Raw genomic sequence first — 16092 nt, forward strand, 5'->3', positions numbered from 1 at the left:
GTTAGACAGGCAATATTTTACAAAATGCCTCATAGTATAGAGATGTAACAATAAACATTTCTTAAATTTAAGGAGGTATTATAGTATGAATGGATTTGGTTGTGGTTGTGGAGAAAGCTGGATTTGGATTATATTACTTTTGTGCTGCTGTGGTAATGGCAACAATGGCGGTTTTGGAGATAACTCCTGGCTGTGGATAATATTGCTTTTATGCTGCTGTGGCAACAACAACAATCAGTTGGGAAATAACTGCGGCTGCTAATAATAAAAAATGAGGGAAGTCGTATTTGTTTTTCATATGATTTAAAAAGCAAAAAGACCTTTCAGAGTATTCTGAAGGGTCTTTTGTATTGGTAATTAAATTGTTCTTTTCCAAAAATTTAGTGTTTTCTGAAATTTTTGTGTATTTGAAATACTATTGAGCCAATTTTGATAAAATTCAGTAAAACTATAGGCGACAAATCTATAGATACCACCTTTGTCTGTTTCAAATATTTGCCCATATCTTTTACCACAAGTAATTAAACCAAACCACCATATACTATTTGTTCCAAGTTCAAGAAATCCATCTGTATCACACAAATCACTATCATTTTCATAAATAAAATAGATTTGAGGATTTTGTTTATAGCATTGTTTGTCAAACTCGAAATTTAGCTCAAGCAATTCTAGCTCATATTCTTTCAATATCAAAGGTTGAGGTAAAAATTCCCTTCCAAGACTGTATCTATATTCTTCATAGTGCTTTTGTATTCTGGGAGTTTTTCCTTTTGTTAAAATTTTTCCGAAGGGATATATTCCATACTCTGGCCCTGCTCCTCCGTCACCAACTTCTGTAATAAATTGAGCATAATCTTTTGGAAGTATAAAATGGTATTTTTCTTCTACTTTATGAACAAACTCTTTATTAACAGGGTAATTCAGTTTGTAATGGTGGCGTGAAACACCAAATATTTCATATTTTTTATCAATACGTCTAGCTTTACGAAGTATATTATTTACTTTCTTTCTATGAAACATAATAACCTCCAGATAAAATTTTAAAATAGTATATAGCATTTTATTAAAAAATAACAATGTTATGGAAGCCTTTTTTTCCTTTTTGTACTAAAACCTCGTTGTTTGTAAAATCAGCAATGGTTACTTTATGTTCTATAGAAGTGATTTTTTTATCAGCTACTTTAATGCCGCCCTGCTGTACCAGCCTGCGAGCTTCAGAACGAGAAGGTACAATGCCAGCAGTTGTCAAAAGTGTAATAATATCAATACCATCAACAAATTCTGCTGTAGACATTTCTGTAGTAGGAACAGAACCACCAGCAGCACCTTTTTCAAATAAAGATTTTGCAGCTTGTTGTGCTTTTGTAGCTTCTTGCTCATTGTGTACAATTTTAGTCAATTCAAAAGCAAGTACTTCTTTTGCTTTATTGATTTCGCTGCCTTCTAAAGCAGAAAGACGATTTACTTCTTCCATAGGTAAAAATGTCAAAAGACTAAGACATTTTTTTACATCTTTGTCATCGATATTTCTCCAGTATTGATAAAATTCATAAGGTGATGTTTTAGAAGCATCTAACCAAACAGCACCGTTTTCTGTTTTGCCCATTTTTTTGCCTTCGCTGTTTGTCAAAAGTGAGAATGTCATACCATAAGCTGGTTTACTTTCTTTTCTTCTAATTAAATCTACACCAGCAATAATATTTGACCATTGGTCATTACCACCTAACTGCATAACACAGTTGTAACGTTTGTTTAATTCTAAAAAGTCGTATGCCTGCATAATCATATAATTAAATTCTAAAAAAGAAAGTCCTTTTTCCATTCTAGTTTTAAAACATTCCGCAGTAAGCATTTTGTTTACAGAAAAACTGACACCGATTTCTCTTAAAAATTCAATATAATTAAGATGTCTTAACCAGTCTGCATTATTTACAATAATAGCTTTGTCTTCATTAAAATCAATAAAATGAGAAAGCTGTTTTTTAAAACAATTTACATTGTAGTCAATTTCTTCTGTTGTCATCATACGACGCATGTCTGTTTTACCAGTAGGGTCGCCTATCATGCCAGTGCCTCCACCCATAAGACAGATAGGTCTGTGACCACATCTTTGCATATGAGCCATAGCCATAACTGTTAAAAAATGTCCTACATGAAGACTGTCGGCTGTAGGGTCAAAACCAATGTAAAATGTAACAGGTTCATTTTTGGAAAACAGTTCTCTGATTTCATCTTCATGAGTCATTTGTTCAATAAATCCTCTTTCTTTTAATACGTCATAAGCATTTGTTTTTTCCATAATTTAAAAACTCCTTTATTATAAATATTGTTTTTTTAAGGAAGTAATAAAAAAGGGCTTCTTCGTCCAAAAGGACGAGGAAACCCGTGGTACCACCTTAATTCATATTATAAAAATACCTTAATTGCCGCAATAACGAGCGACGACCGTTTTGACTTTGTAACAAATATTGTTACTCTTTCAAAAAGCTCCTGAGGCGTAATTTACAAATACTGTGCTGCAGTTTTTTCAGCAAACAAACTGCTCTCTGTTATTGTAACCAGCTTTGCCCATATCTCAATCATAGCGTTAATATATTTTATTTTTTAAGATGGTAACATACCATAGAGTGAAAGTCAAGTAAAATAAAAAAAAGAGTGTGTTAAAATAATTGTTGACACTTTAAAAAAAATAAAACAAAACATTTATAAAAAATTTATTTTTATAAATGATAAGTGTGAATATAAAGTTATATTTCAATTTATTTTTTTGAAATACTACTTGTAAAATATTGTATTGATTTTGTATGTGTAAAAATATATTAAAGAATTTTTAAAGAAAATAGTATAGCAATATTATTAAAAGTGTTTTATAATAATGAAGTATGTTTAAAACAAGTTTTTGACGAATAATAGTATTGTATAATAATAGTATGAATAATGAAGGGAGTTTTTAAATTATGAGAAAAATTTTGTTGTTGTTGACATCAGTAATGATGGTATTGGGTATGGCAGCCTGCGGCGGTGGCGGCGGTGAAGAAAAACAAGATACAAACACACCAGAAGCAGCAGTAGCAGGTTATTTAGATGCGTTTAAAGCAGTTGACCAAGCAAAAATAAATGAATATGTAGCAGAAGATGATATGATGTATTCAGAAGATACAGAAGAAGACATTTCAGAAGCACAAATTGTATTTGGAAATATTACATATGAAATAAAATCTGTAAATACAGATACAGAAGGCGTAGCAATTGTAACAACAGATATTACAAATATAGATATGACAGCAGTAATGCAAAGCTTGATGACAGCAGCAATGACAGAAAGTGGAGATATTGAAGCAATGGACGAAGAGAAATCTATGGAAATGCTCAAACAAGCCATTGAAGACAACAAAGACAATACCATTACAAAAACAGTAGATATAGAATTGACACAAGTAGAAGACAAATGGAAAGTAAAATCAACAGATGAATTAGTTACTGTTTTGTCAGGTGGTATTGCACCAACTTTTTAATGATAATGTTATAAATTAAGTAGTCTAAAACAGTTTTAAACAATTATTATGAAGTAAGAAATAAAGCAGTATAATAAAAAGAAGCCATATTGATTATAAATATGGCTTCTTTTTTGTATTTTATAAAAGTGTTACAGCATTTTTGCAAATAGCTACTATAACAGAAACTGCTTTTTCCATAGAAGAAACAGAAATATATTCATAAGGCCCGTGAAAATTGTAACCACCCGTAAATAAATTGGGACAAGGAAGACCTTTAAAAGAAAGTCTTGCACCATCTGTGCCACCACGTATAGGCTGTATAATAGGAGTAATACCACATTGTTGCATAGAAGACTTTGCAAGTTCTATAATGTGAGGCTTGTCTTGTATTTGTGTTATCATGTTTTGATATTCGTCATATATTGTTAAGTAAATTCTGTCATAATACTTTTCGTTTTTTTCTGCAATCATATTTTCAATAAATTCTTTTCTTTTTATAAAACATTGCTGGTCAAAATCTCTTATAATGTAAGAAAGTGTAGCAGAGCCTACATTACTGTTGCAATAGCATAAATGATAAAAACCTTCATAGCCTTCTGTGTGAGAAGGTGTTTGTTCTGGAGGAAAAGAAGATATAATTTCCGCAGCAATTATTGCAGCATTTATCATAGTATTTTTGGCTGTTCCAGTGTGAACGCTTTTACCTTGTATAGTAATGTTAGCACGAGCGGCGTTAAAATTTTCGTATTCTAATTCCCCAACAGCACCGCCGTCAACAGTATAAGCAAAATCTGCACCAAAAGCAGAAACATTAAAAAGGTCAGCACCTCTGCCAATTTCTTCATCAGGAGTAAAACAAATGGCAATATTGCCATGCTCTATTTCTGTATGCTCTTTAAGATATTGCATAGCAGTTAATATTTCAGCAATACCAGCTTTGTCATCTGCACCAAGTAATGTAGTACCATCAGAAGTAATAATTGTTTGTCCTTTGTGCTGAAGTAAAGAAGGAAATTCTGAAGGAGAAAGTACTGTATTTGATTTTAAAACAATATCTTTTCCGTCATAATTTTCAGTAATATGAGGGCAAACGTGTTCACCAGAAGCATCAGGACTAGTATCCATATGAGCAATAAATCCTATTGTAGGAATTTGCTTTTGCGTATTGGAAGGTAAAAAGGCAGTTACATAGCTGTTTTGGTCTACAGTAATGTTGCTTAAACCAATTTGTTTACATTCTTCTGCTAAAAAAGAGGCAAATATAGACTGTTTTTCTGTACTAGGGCAAGTTTTTATAGCCTCATCTGAAGTAGTGTGATATGTTACATATTCTAAAAATCTGTCTGTAACAGTTTTCAAAAAACCATCTCCTTGTATTTACATTTTATTGTTGAAATAATGCTATTTTAACACGATATTTTATTTTTAACCAGAATAAAAAGGGGAAAATAGCATTTTTAATAGATTTTAGTGTAGAAAATAGAAAATATGGCATAATAGTCATTGTAAATAGTAATTTTAAGGGGAAAAATTTACAATGATAATAGGTGCAATATTGAAAAAAGGGGAAGAAAGATATATTTATTTGAAAAAGATTTGATTTACTTGACAATTTTCAAAATAAAATTGTATATTCTAATAAAATAGTATGTTTTAGCTAAATTGTATTGACAATAATAAAAAACAGTATAAAATAATAATAAATATGGTAATTTTTATATTATTTATGAAGAATAGGGGAGAAAAAATGACTTTTAAAGGGCTTATTGAAAATAATGGTTGGACAATGGCTGAATATAATACCATTTGGAAATATGGGTATGATTTTATGCTAGCTATAGTTCAAATAATCATTGAAGCAGATTTACAAGAAAATTCAATGCAAATTTTTACAGCAGAAGTTATAGGGGCAAAATATATAGAAAGGACACAAGAAGTAATAGCTTGTGAAAATGTACTTGCAAATTGTAGTGTAATGAAACAAGAATATGGCATTTTAAGAGTATGTGGTATTAGTAAATTAATGGAATGTCCAATTTGCTTAGATTTTTTTAATCAAACAAATTTAGTAAAATTAAGTTGTCCAGCAAAACAATGCTTTCAAGAAAAAGGAGAACGTGCTTTTGATATTTATATGGATGCTATTGAAATTCAAGCACATTGTTTAGTTACAAAACGTAAGGCGTTGTTTTCCCAAAATTAAATTTTATTTTTAGTGGATAGCTGTTATTTTTGAAGATAACAAGCTATTTACATTATATATTTTTTCTTTAAAAATAATTGTATAAAAAATACTTGACATGGGAATAAAAATAGAGTATAGTAATTGAGCTGTTAACATTTCGTTGCTATAGAATTTGGAAAAAGAAGAAAAAATAGTAAAAAAAGTGTTGACAAATGAAAAAAAATAATGTAATATGTAGAAGTTCATTACTGAAAAGTAATGGCTTAAAAAATGTGGAGAGGTGTCCGAGTGGTTTAAGGAGCTGGTCTTGAAAACCAGTGACTCCGCAAGGGGCCGTGGGTTCGAATCCCACCCTCTCCGCCATATCAATTTTGTTGAGAGCGTTTGGAGAAGTACCCAAGTGGTTGAAGGGGCTCGCCTGGAAAGCGGGTAGGTCGTTAGTAGCGGCGCGTGGGTTCAAATCCCACCTTCTCCGTTTTTAAAAAAAATAAAATTTTTTAAAAAAGTTGTTGACAAATGAAAAAAAGAGTGTATAATAAATATTCGTGACTGCCAAAAAGGCAATAATGAAAAGCACTAAAAAATATTTTAAAAAAAGTAAAAAAGTGCTTGACAAAATAAAAAAGTGATGGTAATATATACCACGCCGAATTCGAAAAAAGTCGAAACAAAAAACAAATTGGTCCTTGAAAACTGAACAGTTAAGAAATAAAACACAACCCAAGTCTATTCAAAGTTTTTGTAGATTTTTAGTTAAAAAAATCTAATATAAAAAGTCAGAGTAATCTGAGTAAAAGGATTTTAATATAAGAGTTTGATCCTGGCTCAGGATGAACGCTGGCGGCGTGCTTAACACATGCAAGTCGAGCGAAAATAATTGAGAGCTTGCTTTTAATTATTTTAGCGGCGGACGGGTGAGTAACGTGTGGGCAACCTGCCTTTTACTGTGGAATAATCACTGGAAACGGTGACTAATACCGCATACGGTTCTTAGGAGGCATCTTCTAAGAAAGAAAGGATTTATTCGGTAAAAGATGGGCCCGCATCTGATTAGCTAGTTGGTGAGATAATAGCCCACCAAGGCAACGATCAGTAGCCGACCTGAGAGGGTGACCGGCCACATTGGGACTGAGACACGGCCCAAACTCCTACGGGAGGCAGCAGTGGGGAATATTGCACAATGGGCGAAAGCCTGATGCAGCAACGCCGCGTGAAGGAAGACGGTTTTCGGATTGTAAACTTCTATCAATAGGGAAGAAAGAAATGACGGTACCTAAATAAGAAGCCCCGGCTAACTACGTGCCAGCAGCCGCGGTAATACGTAGGGGGCAAGCGTTATCCGGAATTACTGGGTGTAAAGGGAGAGTAGGCGGCAAGGTAAGCGATATGTGAAAGCCTTAAGCTTAACTTAAGGATAGCATAACGAACTATCTAGCTAGAGTACAGGAGAGGAAAGCGGAATTCCTAGTGTAGCGGTGAAATGCGTAGATATTAGGAAGAACACCAGTGGCGAAGGCGGCTTTCTGGACTGAAACTGACGCTGAGGCTCGAAAGCGTGGGGAGCGAACAGGATTAGATACCCTGGTAGTCCACGCTGTAAACGATGAGTGCTAGGTGTCGGGGAGGAATTCCCGGTGCCGGAGCAAACGCAATAAGCACTCCACCTGGGGAGTACGACCGCAAGGTTGAAACTCAAAGGAATTGACGGGGGCCCGCACAAGCGGTGGAGCATGTGGTTTAATTCGAAGCAACGCGAAGAACCTTACCAAGGCTTGACATCCTCTTGACGAATGTAGAGATACATTTTTTCTTCGGAACAAGGGAGACAGGTGGTGCATGGTTGTCGTCAGCTCGTGTCGTGAGATGTTGGGTTAAGTCCCGCAACGAGCGCAACCCTTATCTTCAGTAGCCAGCAGGTAGAGCTGGGCACTCTGGAGAGACTGCCGTGGATAACACGGAGGAAGGTGGGGATGACGTCAAATCATCATGCCCCTTATGTCTTGGGCAACACACGTGCTACAATGGCTAGAAACAAAGTGAAGCGAGACGGTGACGTTAAGCAAAGCACAAAAACCTAGTCCCAGTTCGGATTGTAGTCTGCAACTCGAGTACATGAAGCTGGAATCGCTAGTAATCGCAAATCAGAATGTTGCGGTGAATACGTTCCCGGGCCTTGTACACACCGCCCGTCACACCATGGGAGTTGGAAGCGCCCGAAGTCGATGACCTAACCGCGAGGGAGGAGTCGCCGAAGGTGAAGCCAGTGACTGGGGTGAAGTCGTAACAAGGTAGCCGTATCGGAAGGTGCGGCTGGATCACCTCCTTTCTAAGGAGACAAAGTTGTGAAATAGATTAACTGTTCAGTTTTGAAGGACTGATAAAAGTTCTAAATAAAAAAATGGAAATTTCTGGTGATGATGCGTTTATGGGAAACACCCGTACCCATTCCGAACACGACGGTTAAGACGTAAACGGTTGATGATACTTGGTGGGGGACCGCCTGGGAAAGTAGATGATTGCCAGAATTTATGGGCTCATAGCTCAGCCGGTTAGAGCGCGCGCCTGATAAGCGCGAGGTCGGTGGTTCGAGTCCACTTGAGCCCATTTTTTAATGTAAAAATAAAAAAACAATATAGAAATAAATGGGGGTTTAGCTCAGTTGGGAGAGCACCTGCCTTGCAAGCAGGGGGTCGCGAGTTCGAATCTCGCAATCTCCAGTAACAGACGAAAAGAAGTCTGTATGCACCTTGAAAACTGAATACAAGAAAAAAGAGTCAAAAATCGAGCAATAATAAATTTTTGAAACAAACTTCTATAAATAAAGTAAAAAAGTAGTAACGCTACTACATTTAAAGGTCAAGCAAGAAAGAGCACGAGGTGAATGCCTTGGCACTGGGAGCCGATGAAGGACGTGATAAGCTGCGAAAAGCTTCGGGGAGGCGCACATAGCCAATGAGCCGGAGATATCCGAATGGGGGAACCTGCCTAAGAAAACCTTAGGTATCTGTATGTAAATCCATAGCATACAGAAGGGAACGCTGTGAACTGAAACATCTAAGTAGCAGTAGGAGGAGAAAGAAAAATCGATTTCCTAAGTAGCGGCGAGCGAAAGGGAAAGAGGCCAAACCAGGAGACAAAGTTTTCTGGGGTTGAGGACTGTGTAAGGTATTGAATGGAGATAGTTGAAGTGTTTTGGGAAAGCACACCAAAGAAGGTGAAAGTCCGGTAAACGAAATTGAAATTCAGCCGACAGTATCCAGAGTACTACGGGACACGAGAAACCCTGTAGGAAGCCGGGGGGACCACCCCCCAAGCCTAAATACTCCCCAGTGACCGATAGAGAAGCAGTACTGTGAAGGAAAGGTGAAAAGGACCCCGGGAGGGGAGTGAAAGAGAACCTGAAACCCCGTGCTTACAAACAGCCAGAGGGAAACTGATGGCGTACTTTTTGTAGAACGGTCCGGCGAGTTACAATTACTAGCGAGGTTAACTGTTAATAAGGCAGGAAGCCGAAGGGAAACCAAGTCTGAAGAGGGCGATATAGTTAGTGATAGTAGACCCGAAACCGGGTGACCTATCCATGTCCAGGTTGAAGGAACCGTAAAAGGTTTTGGAGGACCGAACACACATCTGTTGAAAAAGGTGGTGATGAGGTGTGGATAGCGGAGAAATTCCAATCGAACTCGGAGATAGCTGGTTCTCCTCGAAATAGCTTTAGGGCTAGCCTTGAGAGAAGTCTAACGGAGGTAAAGCACTGAACTGACGCGGGTCCCAAAAAGGATACCAACTCATATCAAACTAAGAATGCCGTCAAGATATCCTCAGGAGTCAGACTACGTGAGATAAGTCTCGTGGTCAAAAGGGAAAGAGCCCAGACCGACAGCTAAGGTCCCGAAGTGTATGTTAAGTGGGAAAGGATGTGGGATTTCAAAGACAACTAGGATGTTGGCTTAGAAGCAGCCATACATTAAAAGAGTGCGTAACAGCTCACTAGTCGAGAGAACCTGCGCCGAAAATAAACGGGGCTAAAACATACCACCGAAGCTACGGATTTCCTACGGATGTAGGGAGTGGTAGAGGAGCATAGTGCAAAAGGAAGAAGTCAAAGCGAGAGCAATGATGGACGAAGCAGTAGAGAGAATGCCGGAATGAGTAGCGAGATAGAAGAAAGAAACTTCTAGGCCGAATATCTAAGGGTTCCTGGGTAAAGCTAAACTTCCCAGGGTAAGTCGGGGCCTAAGGCGAGGACGAAGGTCGTAGTCGATGGATAACTGGTAGAAATTCCAGTACTACAAATAATCAGAACTGTGGGGACGCAGGAGGATAGGTAAACCGGGGAAAGGAAAAACCCGGTCAAGCATAAAGGTATGTCAGATAGGAAAAACCGTCAGACTGAGCTGAAATGTGATGAGGACTGAAAAAGAGTAAGGAAGTTACTAAATCCACACTGTCAAGAAAAGCCGCTATAGCATTATTTGTACCCGTACCGTAAACCGACACAGGTAGATGAGGAGAAAATCCACAGGCTGACGGGAGAAGTGTTGTTAAGGAACTCGGCAAAAAGACCCCGTAACTTAGGGAGAAGGGGAGCCAGTGAGAGCTGGCCGCAGAAAAGAGGCTCAAGCGACTGTTTAGCAAAAACACAGGTCTCTGCGAAACCGAGAGGTGAAGTATAGGGGCTGACACCTGCCCGGTGCTGGAAGGTTAAAAGGAGAGGTAAGGCGTAAGCTGAAGCTTTGAATTCAAGCCCCAGTAAACGGCGGCCGTAACTATAACGGTCCTAAGGTAGCGAAATTCCTTGTCAGGTAAGTTCTGACCCGCACGAAAGGTGTAACGATTTGAGCACTGTCTCAACAACACGCCCGGTGAAATTGAAGAACCAGTGAAGATACTGGTTACCCGCAACAGGACGGAAAGACCCCATGGAGCTTTACTGCAGCCTGATACTGGGATTCGATGATATATGTACAGGATAGGAGGGAGGCTAGGAAGCGAGTACGCTAGTATTCGTGGAGCCGCTGGTGGGATACCTCTCTTATATCATTGGATTTCTAACTTGCATCTGTGAACCAGATGAAGGACAATGTCAGGCGGGCAGTTTGACTGGGGCGGTCGCCTCCAAAAGAGTAACGGAGGCGCTCGAAGGTCACCTCAGAATGATTGGAAACCATTCAAAGAGTGTAAAGGCAAAAGGTGGCTTAACTGCGAGAGCGACGGTTCGAGCAGGTACGAAAGTAGGACTTAGTGATCCGGTGGTAATAAGTGGGAATGCCATCGCTCAACGGATAAAAGCTACCCTGGGGATAACAGGCTTATCTCCCCCAAGAGTTCACATCGACGGGGAGGTTTGGCACCTCGATGTCGGCTCATCGCATCCTGGGGCTGAAGTAGGTCCCAAGGGTTGGGCTGTTCGCCCATTAAAGCGGTACGCGAGCTGGGTTCAGAACGTCGTGAGACAGTTCGGTCCCTATCCGTTGTGGGCGAAGGATATTTGAGAGGAGCTGTTCTTAGTACGAGAGGACCGGAATGGACATACCAATGGTGTACCAGTTGCATACCAAATGCATAGCTGGGTAGCTAAGTATGGACTGGATAAACGCTGAAGGCATCTAAGCGTGAAGCCACCCTCAAGATAAGATATCCCAAAACGCAAGTGAGTAAGGTCCCTTGAAGACAACAAGGTAGATAGGTTGGAGGTGTAAGTGCAGCAATGTATTAAGCTGACCAATACTAATAGACCGAGGGCTTGACCTAGTAAAAGGGAAAGCAAAGGAAGAGATAAAAAATAGAAGGAAAGTAAAAAAAGGTATTGACAAAAAGCGAGAGAGAGGCTATAATATATCTTGTGTTCAGTTTTGAGGGTGTAAAGCCCAAAGATATTTCCAGTGACGATACGTTTGTGGGGAACACCCGTACCCATTCCGAACACGACGGTTAAGACGCAAACGGCTGATGATACTTGGTGGGGGACCGCCTGGGAAAGTAAGTGGTGGCTGGAGAATAATCCTCGATAGCTCAGCGGTAGAGCATCCGGCTGTTAACCGGAGGGTCGTAGGTTCGAATCCTACTCGGGGAGTTAATAAGGCCCGATGGTCAAGCGGTTAAGACACGGCCCTTTCACGGCTGTAACCCGGGTTCGATTCCCGGTCGGGTCATTTTTAAAAATTTCTAGTGATGATGCGTTTATGGGAAACACCCGTACCCATTCCGAACACGACGGTTAAGACATAAACGGCTGATGATACTTGGTGGGGGACCGCCTGGGAAAGTAAGTGATTGCTAGAATTATGCCGATGTGGCTCAATTGGCAGAGCAGCTGACTTGTAATCAGCAGGTTAACGGTTCGAGTCCGTTCATCGGCTTATTTCCTAAAAAAAGGAAGTAAAATATCATATGGGTCTTTAGCTCAGTTGGTTAGAGCATCCGGCTCATAACCGGACGGTCCCGGGTTCGAGTCCCTGAAGACCCACTTTATTTTTAAAAATAGCATATGGCTCAGTAGCTCAGTTGGTTAGAGCGCCGGCCTGTCACGCCGGAGGTCGAGGGTTCGAGCCCCTTCTGAGTCGTTATTATGGGAGTTTAGCTCAGCTGGGAGAGCATCTGCCTTACAAGCAGAGGGTCACAGGTTCGAGCCCTGTAACTCCCATATTTTTTTAAAATGTTAAAAAAATAAATACTATGGCGGAGTAGCTCAGTTGGCTAGAGCACGCGGTTCATACCCGCGGTGTCAGGGGTTCAAATCCCTTCTCCGCTATGATAAAAAGAAACACAGTATTAAAAATGCTGTGTTTTTTGTTGTAAAAAAATAAAATATAAAGTATTGCGAATGTAAAAAAAATAATGTATAGTTTATTTGTATAAAAAATAAGGAGGTGAATGGTGTAAATTATGAATGTGTTAAAATTATCAAAATGGACAATTTGCGTAGAAAAGCAATATAGAACAGTGCAGCAGGGTAATATAATGATAGTGTTAGACCAACAAAGAAATTTTGTGGTACTTTTTAGTGTAGATGAAGACCACAATATTATTATAGAAAAGTGTTGTACAGGTTGCCAATGTGAAATAGACCATAAATATAGAAGAATATTGTTAGAGGTGGTGTAAAAAATAGTATGAGAACATATCAGTTAAAAGATTGGAAAATACAAATAGAAAATAGAAGTAATGAACAGTATGATTTTGTTTGTGATGAAAAAAATTTAATTATATCAGATAAATCTAAAGAATATATTACATTTGTAGAGGTAAATCAAAAAGATAATTTAGTACTGCAAAAATTGCCGTATTTTGTAGAATATAAATTTTATAGTGAAGAAAAATGCTTGAGTATAATCATACTTTCAGATAAATTTAAAAAAGGAAATGCTGCGGAAGGAAAAAGAAAATGAGAATAGGTTCAGGGTATGATGTGCATAAATTGGTAGAAGGAAGAAAGCTGATACTAGGAGGTATAGAAATTCCTTTTGAAAAGGGATTGCTGGGTCATTCTGATGCAGATGTGCTAACACACGCTGTTATGGACGCACTTTTAGGGGCGGCAGCAATGGGAGATATAGGGAGGCATTTTCCGGATAGCGATGCTAGATATAAAGATGTATCTAGTATGAAATTGTTGTATGAAGTTTTATGCTTGCTAAAAAAAGAAAAGTATAGTATAATAAACATCGACGCAACTGTAATTGCACAGAAACCGAAATTAGCAAATTATATGCAGGCAATGGAACAAAATATAGCAGATACATTAGAAATAGCAAAAGATAGTATAAATATTAAAGCAACAACAGAAGAAGGACTTGGATTTACGGGAGAAGGGTTAGGCATAGCAGCAAAAGCGGTGTGTCTGATTGAAAAAATAGAAAAATAAAAATAGTAAAAAGTATTGATGGAAAGAGTAATTTTTAGGACGTCTGACAGAGAAAAAGGAGCGTTATATGTGTGGTGCATATAATCGGGTGAAACTCCTGAACAGAAAAAATAAAAATGAAGTGCATTCCTGAACTGCACAGGCGAAAAAAGTATTTTGATTAGCTTGTAGCCGGTTACAACGTTATAGTAAAAGAGAGAGAGGGATTGCTGTGTCAGTCCGTCTAAGTGGAGTGGAACCGCGAAGTAATAGCTTCGTCTTTACAAAAAAAGTAAAGATGGAGCTTTTTTATTGTCTTTGTTTGGAGGTTGTATAAAAATGATATAAAATATGGAAACAATAGTATAAAAATAGAGTATATTAAAAAAAGGACAATACTATAAAAACAGGAGGAAAAAAGAAATGTTAAAAGAATTAGTAAAAGTAGTAAAAGAGAAAGACCCAGCAATAAAAGGGAATATGGAGGTGCTGTTGTATCCGAGTTTTTGGGCAACAATATCACATAGAATAGCACATCATTTTTATAAAAGGAAACATTATTTTATAGCAAGATTGATTTCACAAATTTCTCGTTTTTTAACAGGTATTGAAATTCACCCTGGAGCAAAAATAGGCAAAGGCTTTTTTATAGACCATGGTATGGGAGTTGTAATAGGAGAAACCTGTGAAATAGGAGATAATGTACTTTTGTATCAAGGGGTAACATTGGGAGGAACAGGAAAAGGAAGCGGTAAACGCCACCCAACATTAGGAAATAATGTTATGGTAGGAGCAGGTGCTAAAGTGCTTGGCCCTGTAAATATAGGAGATAATGCAAAAATAGGAGGGGGCTCTGTTGTAGTAAAAGATGTTCCAGAATATATGACAGCAGTGGGCGTTCCTGCAAGATGTACAGCACAAGAAGAAGAAGAAAAAAAGCAAAAAACATCAGATGTTCTTGACCAACTGAAATTAAGTGACCCTGTGTCAAGAGATTTAAGGGATATTTCAGAAAGAATAAAAGTAATTGAAAAAATACTTTTACAAAGTGACAAAAACAATGTACAATAGAAAAGTAAATACAAAACAATTATTTTAGTATGTATAAAATGTTTTTACATTATGAAATAGAATAAATAATAGAAAGGGAGATACGAGTATATGAAAGTATATAATACACTGACAAGACAAAAAGAGGAATTTGTGCCACAACAACAGGGAAAAGTAAAAATGTATGTTTGTGGGCCTACTGTTTATGATTATATTCATATAGGAAATGCAAGACCTTATGTCGTATTTGATACTGTAAGAAGATATTTGGAATATAAAGGGTACGATGTAACATATGTACAAAACTTTACAGATGTAGATGATAAAATTATAAATAGAGCAAATAAAGAAAATAGCACTATGCAGGATATATCAAATAGATATATAGAAGAAGCATTTAAAGATGCAGATGGATTAAATGTCAAAAGGGCAACAGTGCACCCAAGAGTAACAGAAGAAATGCCACATATTATAGAAATGATACAGGTGTTGTTGGATAAAGGCTATGCTTATGAAGACAAAGGCACAGTGTATTATGACACTAAGAAATTTCCAGAGTATGGAAAACTTTCTAAAAAGAATTTGGAGGAACTCATAGCAGGAGCAAGTGAAAGGGTTTCAGTAGATGATGCTAAAAAGAACTCTACTGACTTTGTGCTTTGGAAACCACATAAACCAGGTGAACCAAAATGGGAAGCACCATGGGGAGCAGGTAGACCCGGCTGGCATATAGAATGCTCTGTTATGGCAAAAAGATATTTAGGAGATACCATTGATATACACGCAGGAGGAGAGGATTTGATATTCCCTCATCACGAAAATGAAATTGCACAAAGTGAAGCAGCAAATGGGAAACAATTTTCAAAATATTGGCTACACAATGGCTTTATCACAGTAGATAATGAAAAAATGTCAAAATCATTGGGAAACTTTTTTACAGTAAGAGATATTGCTTCCCATTTTCCATATGAAGTCATAAGATTTTTCATATTAGGGGGACATTATAGAGGCCCTATTAACTTTAGTGATGAGCTTATGAAAGATGCACAAAATGGATTAGAAAGAATTAAAAACTGTAAAAAAGATTTGGCGTATTATGTAGAAAATTGCGAACAAAGTGCATTAAAACAAAATGAGAGCATAGAAGAACTGGAAAAATTCAAAACACAGTTTGAAATAGCAATGGACGATGATTTCAATACAGCAAATGCTATTACAGCAATATATGAATTGGTGCGTTTTACAAATAAAGCAATAAAAGAAAATATGTCAAAAGAGTTTGCTCAAAAAACACAAGAAATGTTAAATCATTTGTGTGATGTGCTGGGCATAGCGGTAATGCAACAACAAACACAACAAGATACAGAAGAAATTGAGGCATTGATAGCAAAAAGAACAGAAGCAAAAAAGAATAAAGATTTTGAAACAGCAGATGCTATAAGAGCACAGCTTTCAGAAATGGGTATAACAATAAAAGATACTCGTCAAGGGGTACAATGGTTTAGGGGATAAAA

The 16092-nt window shown here is 37.6% G+C and carries 11 protein-coding genes, 11 tRNA genes and 5 rRNA genes; 24 read left to right on the plus strand and 3 right to left on the minus strand.

Translation table 11 applies throughout. The features are described from left to right. The first annotated feature begins 85 nt into the window (after window positions 1-85). Complete coding sequence (locus C820_RS07535) at window positions 86-262, plus strand: chorion class high-cysteine HCB protein 13 (RefSeq protein ID WP_156801469.1); 177 nt, start codon at window positions 86-88, stop codon at window positions 260-262. 95 nt (window positions 263-357) lie between these two features. Here the strand turns inward: C820_RS07535 and C820_RS07540 are convergent, their stop codons facing one another. Both C820_RS07540 and tyrS read right to left on the minus strand, forming a co-directional pair. Then, window positions 358-1020, minus strand: a complete 663-nt coding sequence (locus C820_RS07540; protein WP_004038401.1) for an SMI1/KNR4 family protein — start codon at window positions 1018-1020, stop codon at window positions 358-360. A gap of 43 nt (window positions 1021-1063) precedes the next feature. Next, window positions 1064-2299 (minus strand): tyrosine--tRNA ligase, encoded by a 1236-nt coding sequence (gene tyrS / locus C820_RS07545; RefSeq protein ID WP_004038400.1) that lies wholly within the window; start codon window positions 2297-2299, stop codon window positions 1064-1066. Window positions 2300-2957: 658 nt separating this feature from the next. Between tyrS and C820_RS07550 the strand changes: the two genes are divergently transcribed. Next, the gene (locus C820_RS07550) at window positions 2958-3515 is read left to right on the plus strand and encodes a hypothetical protein (protein WP_004038399.1); all 558 of its coding nucleotides are present in this window, start codon (window positions 2958-2960) and stop codon (window positions 3513-3515) included. A gap of 120 nt (window positions 3516-3635) precedes the next feature. On the opposite strand, the gene pepT is transcribed toward C820_RS07550, so the two are convergent. Then, complete coding sequence (pepT, locus tag C820_RS07555) at window positions 3636-4856, minus strand: peptidase T (RefSeq protein ID WP_004038397.1); 1221 nt, start codon at window positions 4854-4856, stop codon at window positions 3636-3638. A gap of 388 nt (window positions 4857-5244) precedes the next feature. Here pepT and C820_RS07560 point away from each other — a divergent pair, with 388 nt between their 5' ends. The 22 genes from C820_RS07560 to cysS all read left to right on the plus strand — a co-directional run bounded on the left by C820_RS07560 (window position 5245) and on the right by cysS (window position 16090). Next, window positions 5245-5700 carry a hypothetical protein gene (locus tag C820_RS07560; RefSeq protein ID WP_004038395.1) on the plus strand — a complete coding sequence of 152 codons (456 nt, stop codon included), beginning with the start codon at window positions 5245-5247 and terminating at the stop codon, window positions 5698-5700. Between the two features lie 256 nt (window positions 5701-5956). Next, window positions 5957-6045: transfer RNA gene (locus C820_RS07565), tRNA-Ser, on the plus strand. 23 nt (window positions 6046-6068) lie between these two features. Further along, a tRNA-Ser gene (locus C820_RS07570) sits at window positions 6069-6157 on the plus strand. Between the two features lie 327 nt (window positions 6158-6484). After that, window positions 6485-8008, plus strand: a 16S ribosomal RNA gene (locus C820_RS07575). Window positions 8009-8089: 81 nt separating this feature from the next. After that, window positions 8090-8207: ribosomal RNA gene (gene rrf / locus C820_RS07580) — 5S ribosomal RNA — on the plus strand. A gap of 5 nt (window positions 8208-8212) precedes the next feature. Next, window positions 8213-8286 (plus strand) — tRNA-Ile (locus C820_RS07585). Between the two features lie 40 nt (window positions 8287-8326). Continuing rightward, window positions 8327-8399, plus strand: a tRNA-Ala gene (locus C820_RS07590). 137 nt (window positions 8400-8536) lie between these two features. Further along, window positions 8537-11436, plus strand: a 23S ribosomal RNA gene (locus tag C820_RS07595). Between the two features lie 127 nt (window positions 11437-11563). Beyond that, window positions 11564-11681 (plus strand): 5S ribosomal RNA (gene rrf, locus C820_RS07600). Window positions 11682-11686: 5 nt separating this feature from the next. After that, window positions 11687-11758: transfer RNA gene (locus C820_RS07605), tRNA-Asn, on the plus strand. 7 nt (window positions 11759-11765) lie between these two features. Further along, window positions 11766-11837 (plus strand) — tRNA-Glu (locus C820_RS07610). A 12-nt stretch (window positions 11838-11849) separates the two neighbouring features. Beyond that, a 5S ribosomal RNA gene (gene rrf, locus C820_RS07615) occupies window positions 11850-11967 on the plus strand. Together the 16S, 23S and 5S rRNA genes with 11 tRNA genes alongside form the textbook arrangement of a ribosomal RNA operon. 4 nt (window positions 11968-11971) lie before the next feature. Then, a tRNA-Thr gene (locus C820_RS07620) sits at window positions 11972-12044 on the plus strand. A gap of 33 nt (window positions 12045-12077) precedes the next feature. Then, a tRNA-Ile gene (locus tag C820_RS07625) sits at window positions 12078-12151 on the plus strand. 23 nt (window positions 12152-12174) lie between these two features. Next, window positions 12175-12248: transfer RNA gene (locus C820_RS07630), tRNA-Asp, on the plus strand. A gap of 7 nt (window positions 12249-12255) precedes the next feature. Then, a tRNA-Val gene (locus C820_RS07635) sits at window positions 12256-12328 on the plus strand. A 34-nt stretch (window positions 12329-12362) separates the two neighbouring features. Beyond that, a tRNA-Met gene (locus tag C820_RS07640) sits at window positions 12363-12436 on the plus strand. A gap of 134 nt (window positions 12437-12570) precedes the next feature. Then, complete coding sequence (locus C820_RS07645) at window positions 12571-12789, plus strand: hypothetical protein (protein WP_035295624.1); 219 nt, start codon at window positions 12571-12573, stop codon at window positions 12787-12789. An 8-nt stretch (window positions 12790-12797) separates the two neighbouring features. Beyond that, window positions 12798-13073: a hypothetical protein gene (locus C820_RS07650; RefSeq protein ID WP_004035146.1), complete on the plus strand. Its 276-nt coding sequence runs from the start codon at window positions 12798-12800 to the stop codon at window positions 13071-13073. Continuing rightward, window positions 13070-13549 carry a 2-C-methyl-D-erythritol 2,4-cyclodiphosphate synthase gene (gene ispF / locus C820_RS07655; protein WP_004035144.1) on the plus strand — a complete coding sequence of 160 codons (480 nt, stop codon included), beginning with the start codon at window positions 13070-13072 and terminating at the stop codon, window positions 13547-13549. Before C820_RS07650 ends, ispF begins: the two co-directional genes overlap by 4 nt. Window positions 13550-13951: 402 nt before the next feature. Then, window positions 13952-14599 carry a serine O-acetyltransferase EpsC gene (epsC, locus tag C820_RS07660; protein WP_004035142.1) on the plus strand — a complete coding sequence of 216 codons (648 nt, stop codon included), beginning with the start codon at window positions 13952-13954 and terminating at the stop codon, window positions 14597-14599. Window positions 14600-14689: 90 nt separating this feature from the next. Beyond that, the gene (gene cysS, locus C820_RS07665) at window positions 14690-16090 is read left to right on the plus strand and encodes a cysteine--tRNA ligase (protein WP_004035140.1); all 1401 of its coding nucleotides are present in this window, start codon (window positions 14690-14692) and stop codon (window positions 16088-16090) included. The last annotated feature ends 2 nt before the right edge of the window (window positions 16091-16092 follow it).

It is taken from the genome of Clostridium sp. MD294, from assembly GCF_000364165.2.
Taxonomy (GTDB): domain Bacteria; phylum Bacillota; class Clostridia; order Lachnospirales; family Anaerotignaceae; genus Coprocola.

Coding starts and splice junctions, on each gene's coding strand:
- C820_RS07540 (WP_004038401.1), bottom strand. CDS start 1,020: ATGTTTCATAGAAAGAAAGTAAATAATATACTTCGTAAAGCTAGACGT.
- ispF (WP_004035144.1), top strand. CDS start 13,070: ATGAGAATAGGTTCAGGGTATGATGTGCATAAATTGGTAGAAGGAAGA.
- C820_RS07550 (WP_004038399.1), top strand. CDS start 2,958: ATGAGAAAAATTTTGTTGTTGTTGACATCAGTAATGATGGTATTGGGT.
- C820_RS07560 (WP_004038395.1), top strand. CDS start 5,245: ATGACTTTTAAAGGGCTTATTGAAAATAATGGTTGGACAATGGCTGAA.
- C820_RS07645 (WP_035295624.1), top strand. CDS start 12,571: ATGAATGTGTTAAAATTATCAAAATGGACAATTTGCGTAGAAAAGCAA.
- epsC (WP_004035142.1), top strand. CDS start 13,952: ATGTTAAAAGAATTAGTAAAAGTAGTAAAAGAGAAAGACCCAGCAATA.
- C820_RS07535 (WP_156801469.1), top strand. CDS start 86: ATGAATGGATTTGGTTGTGGTTGTGGAGAAAGCTGGATTTGGATTATA.
- tyrS (WP_004038400.1), bottom strand. CDS start 2,299: ATGGAAAAAACAAATGCTTATGACGTATTAAAAGAAAGAGGATTTATT.
- cysS (WP_004035140.1), top strand. CDS start 14,690: ATGAAAGTATATAATACACTGACAAGACAAAAAGAGGAATTTGTGCCA.
- C820_RS07650 (WP_004035146.1), top strand. CDS start 12,798: ATGAGAACATATCAGTTAAAAGATTGGAAAATACAAATAGAAAATAGA.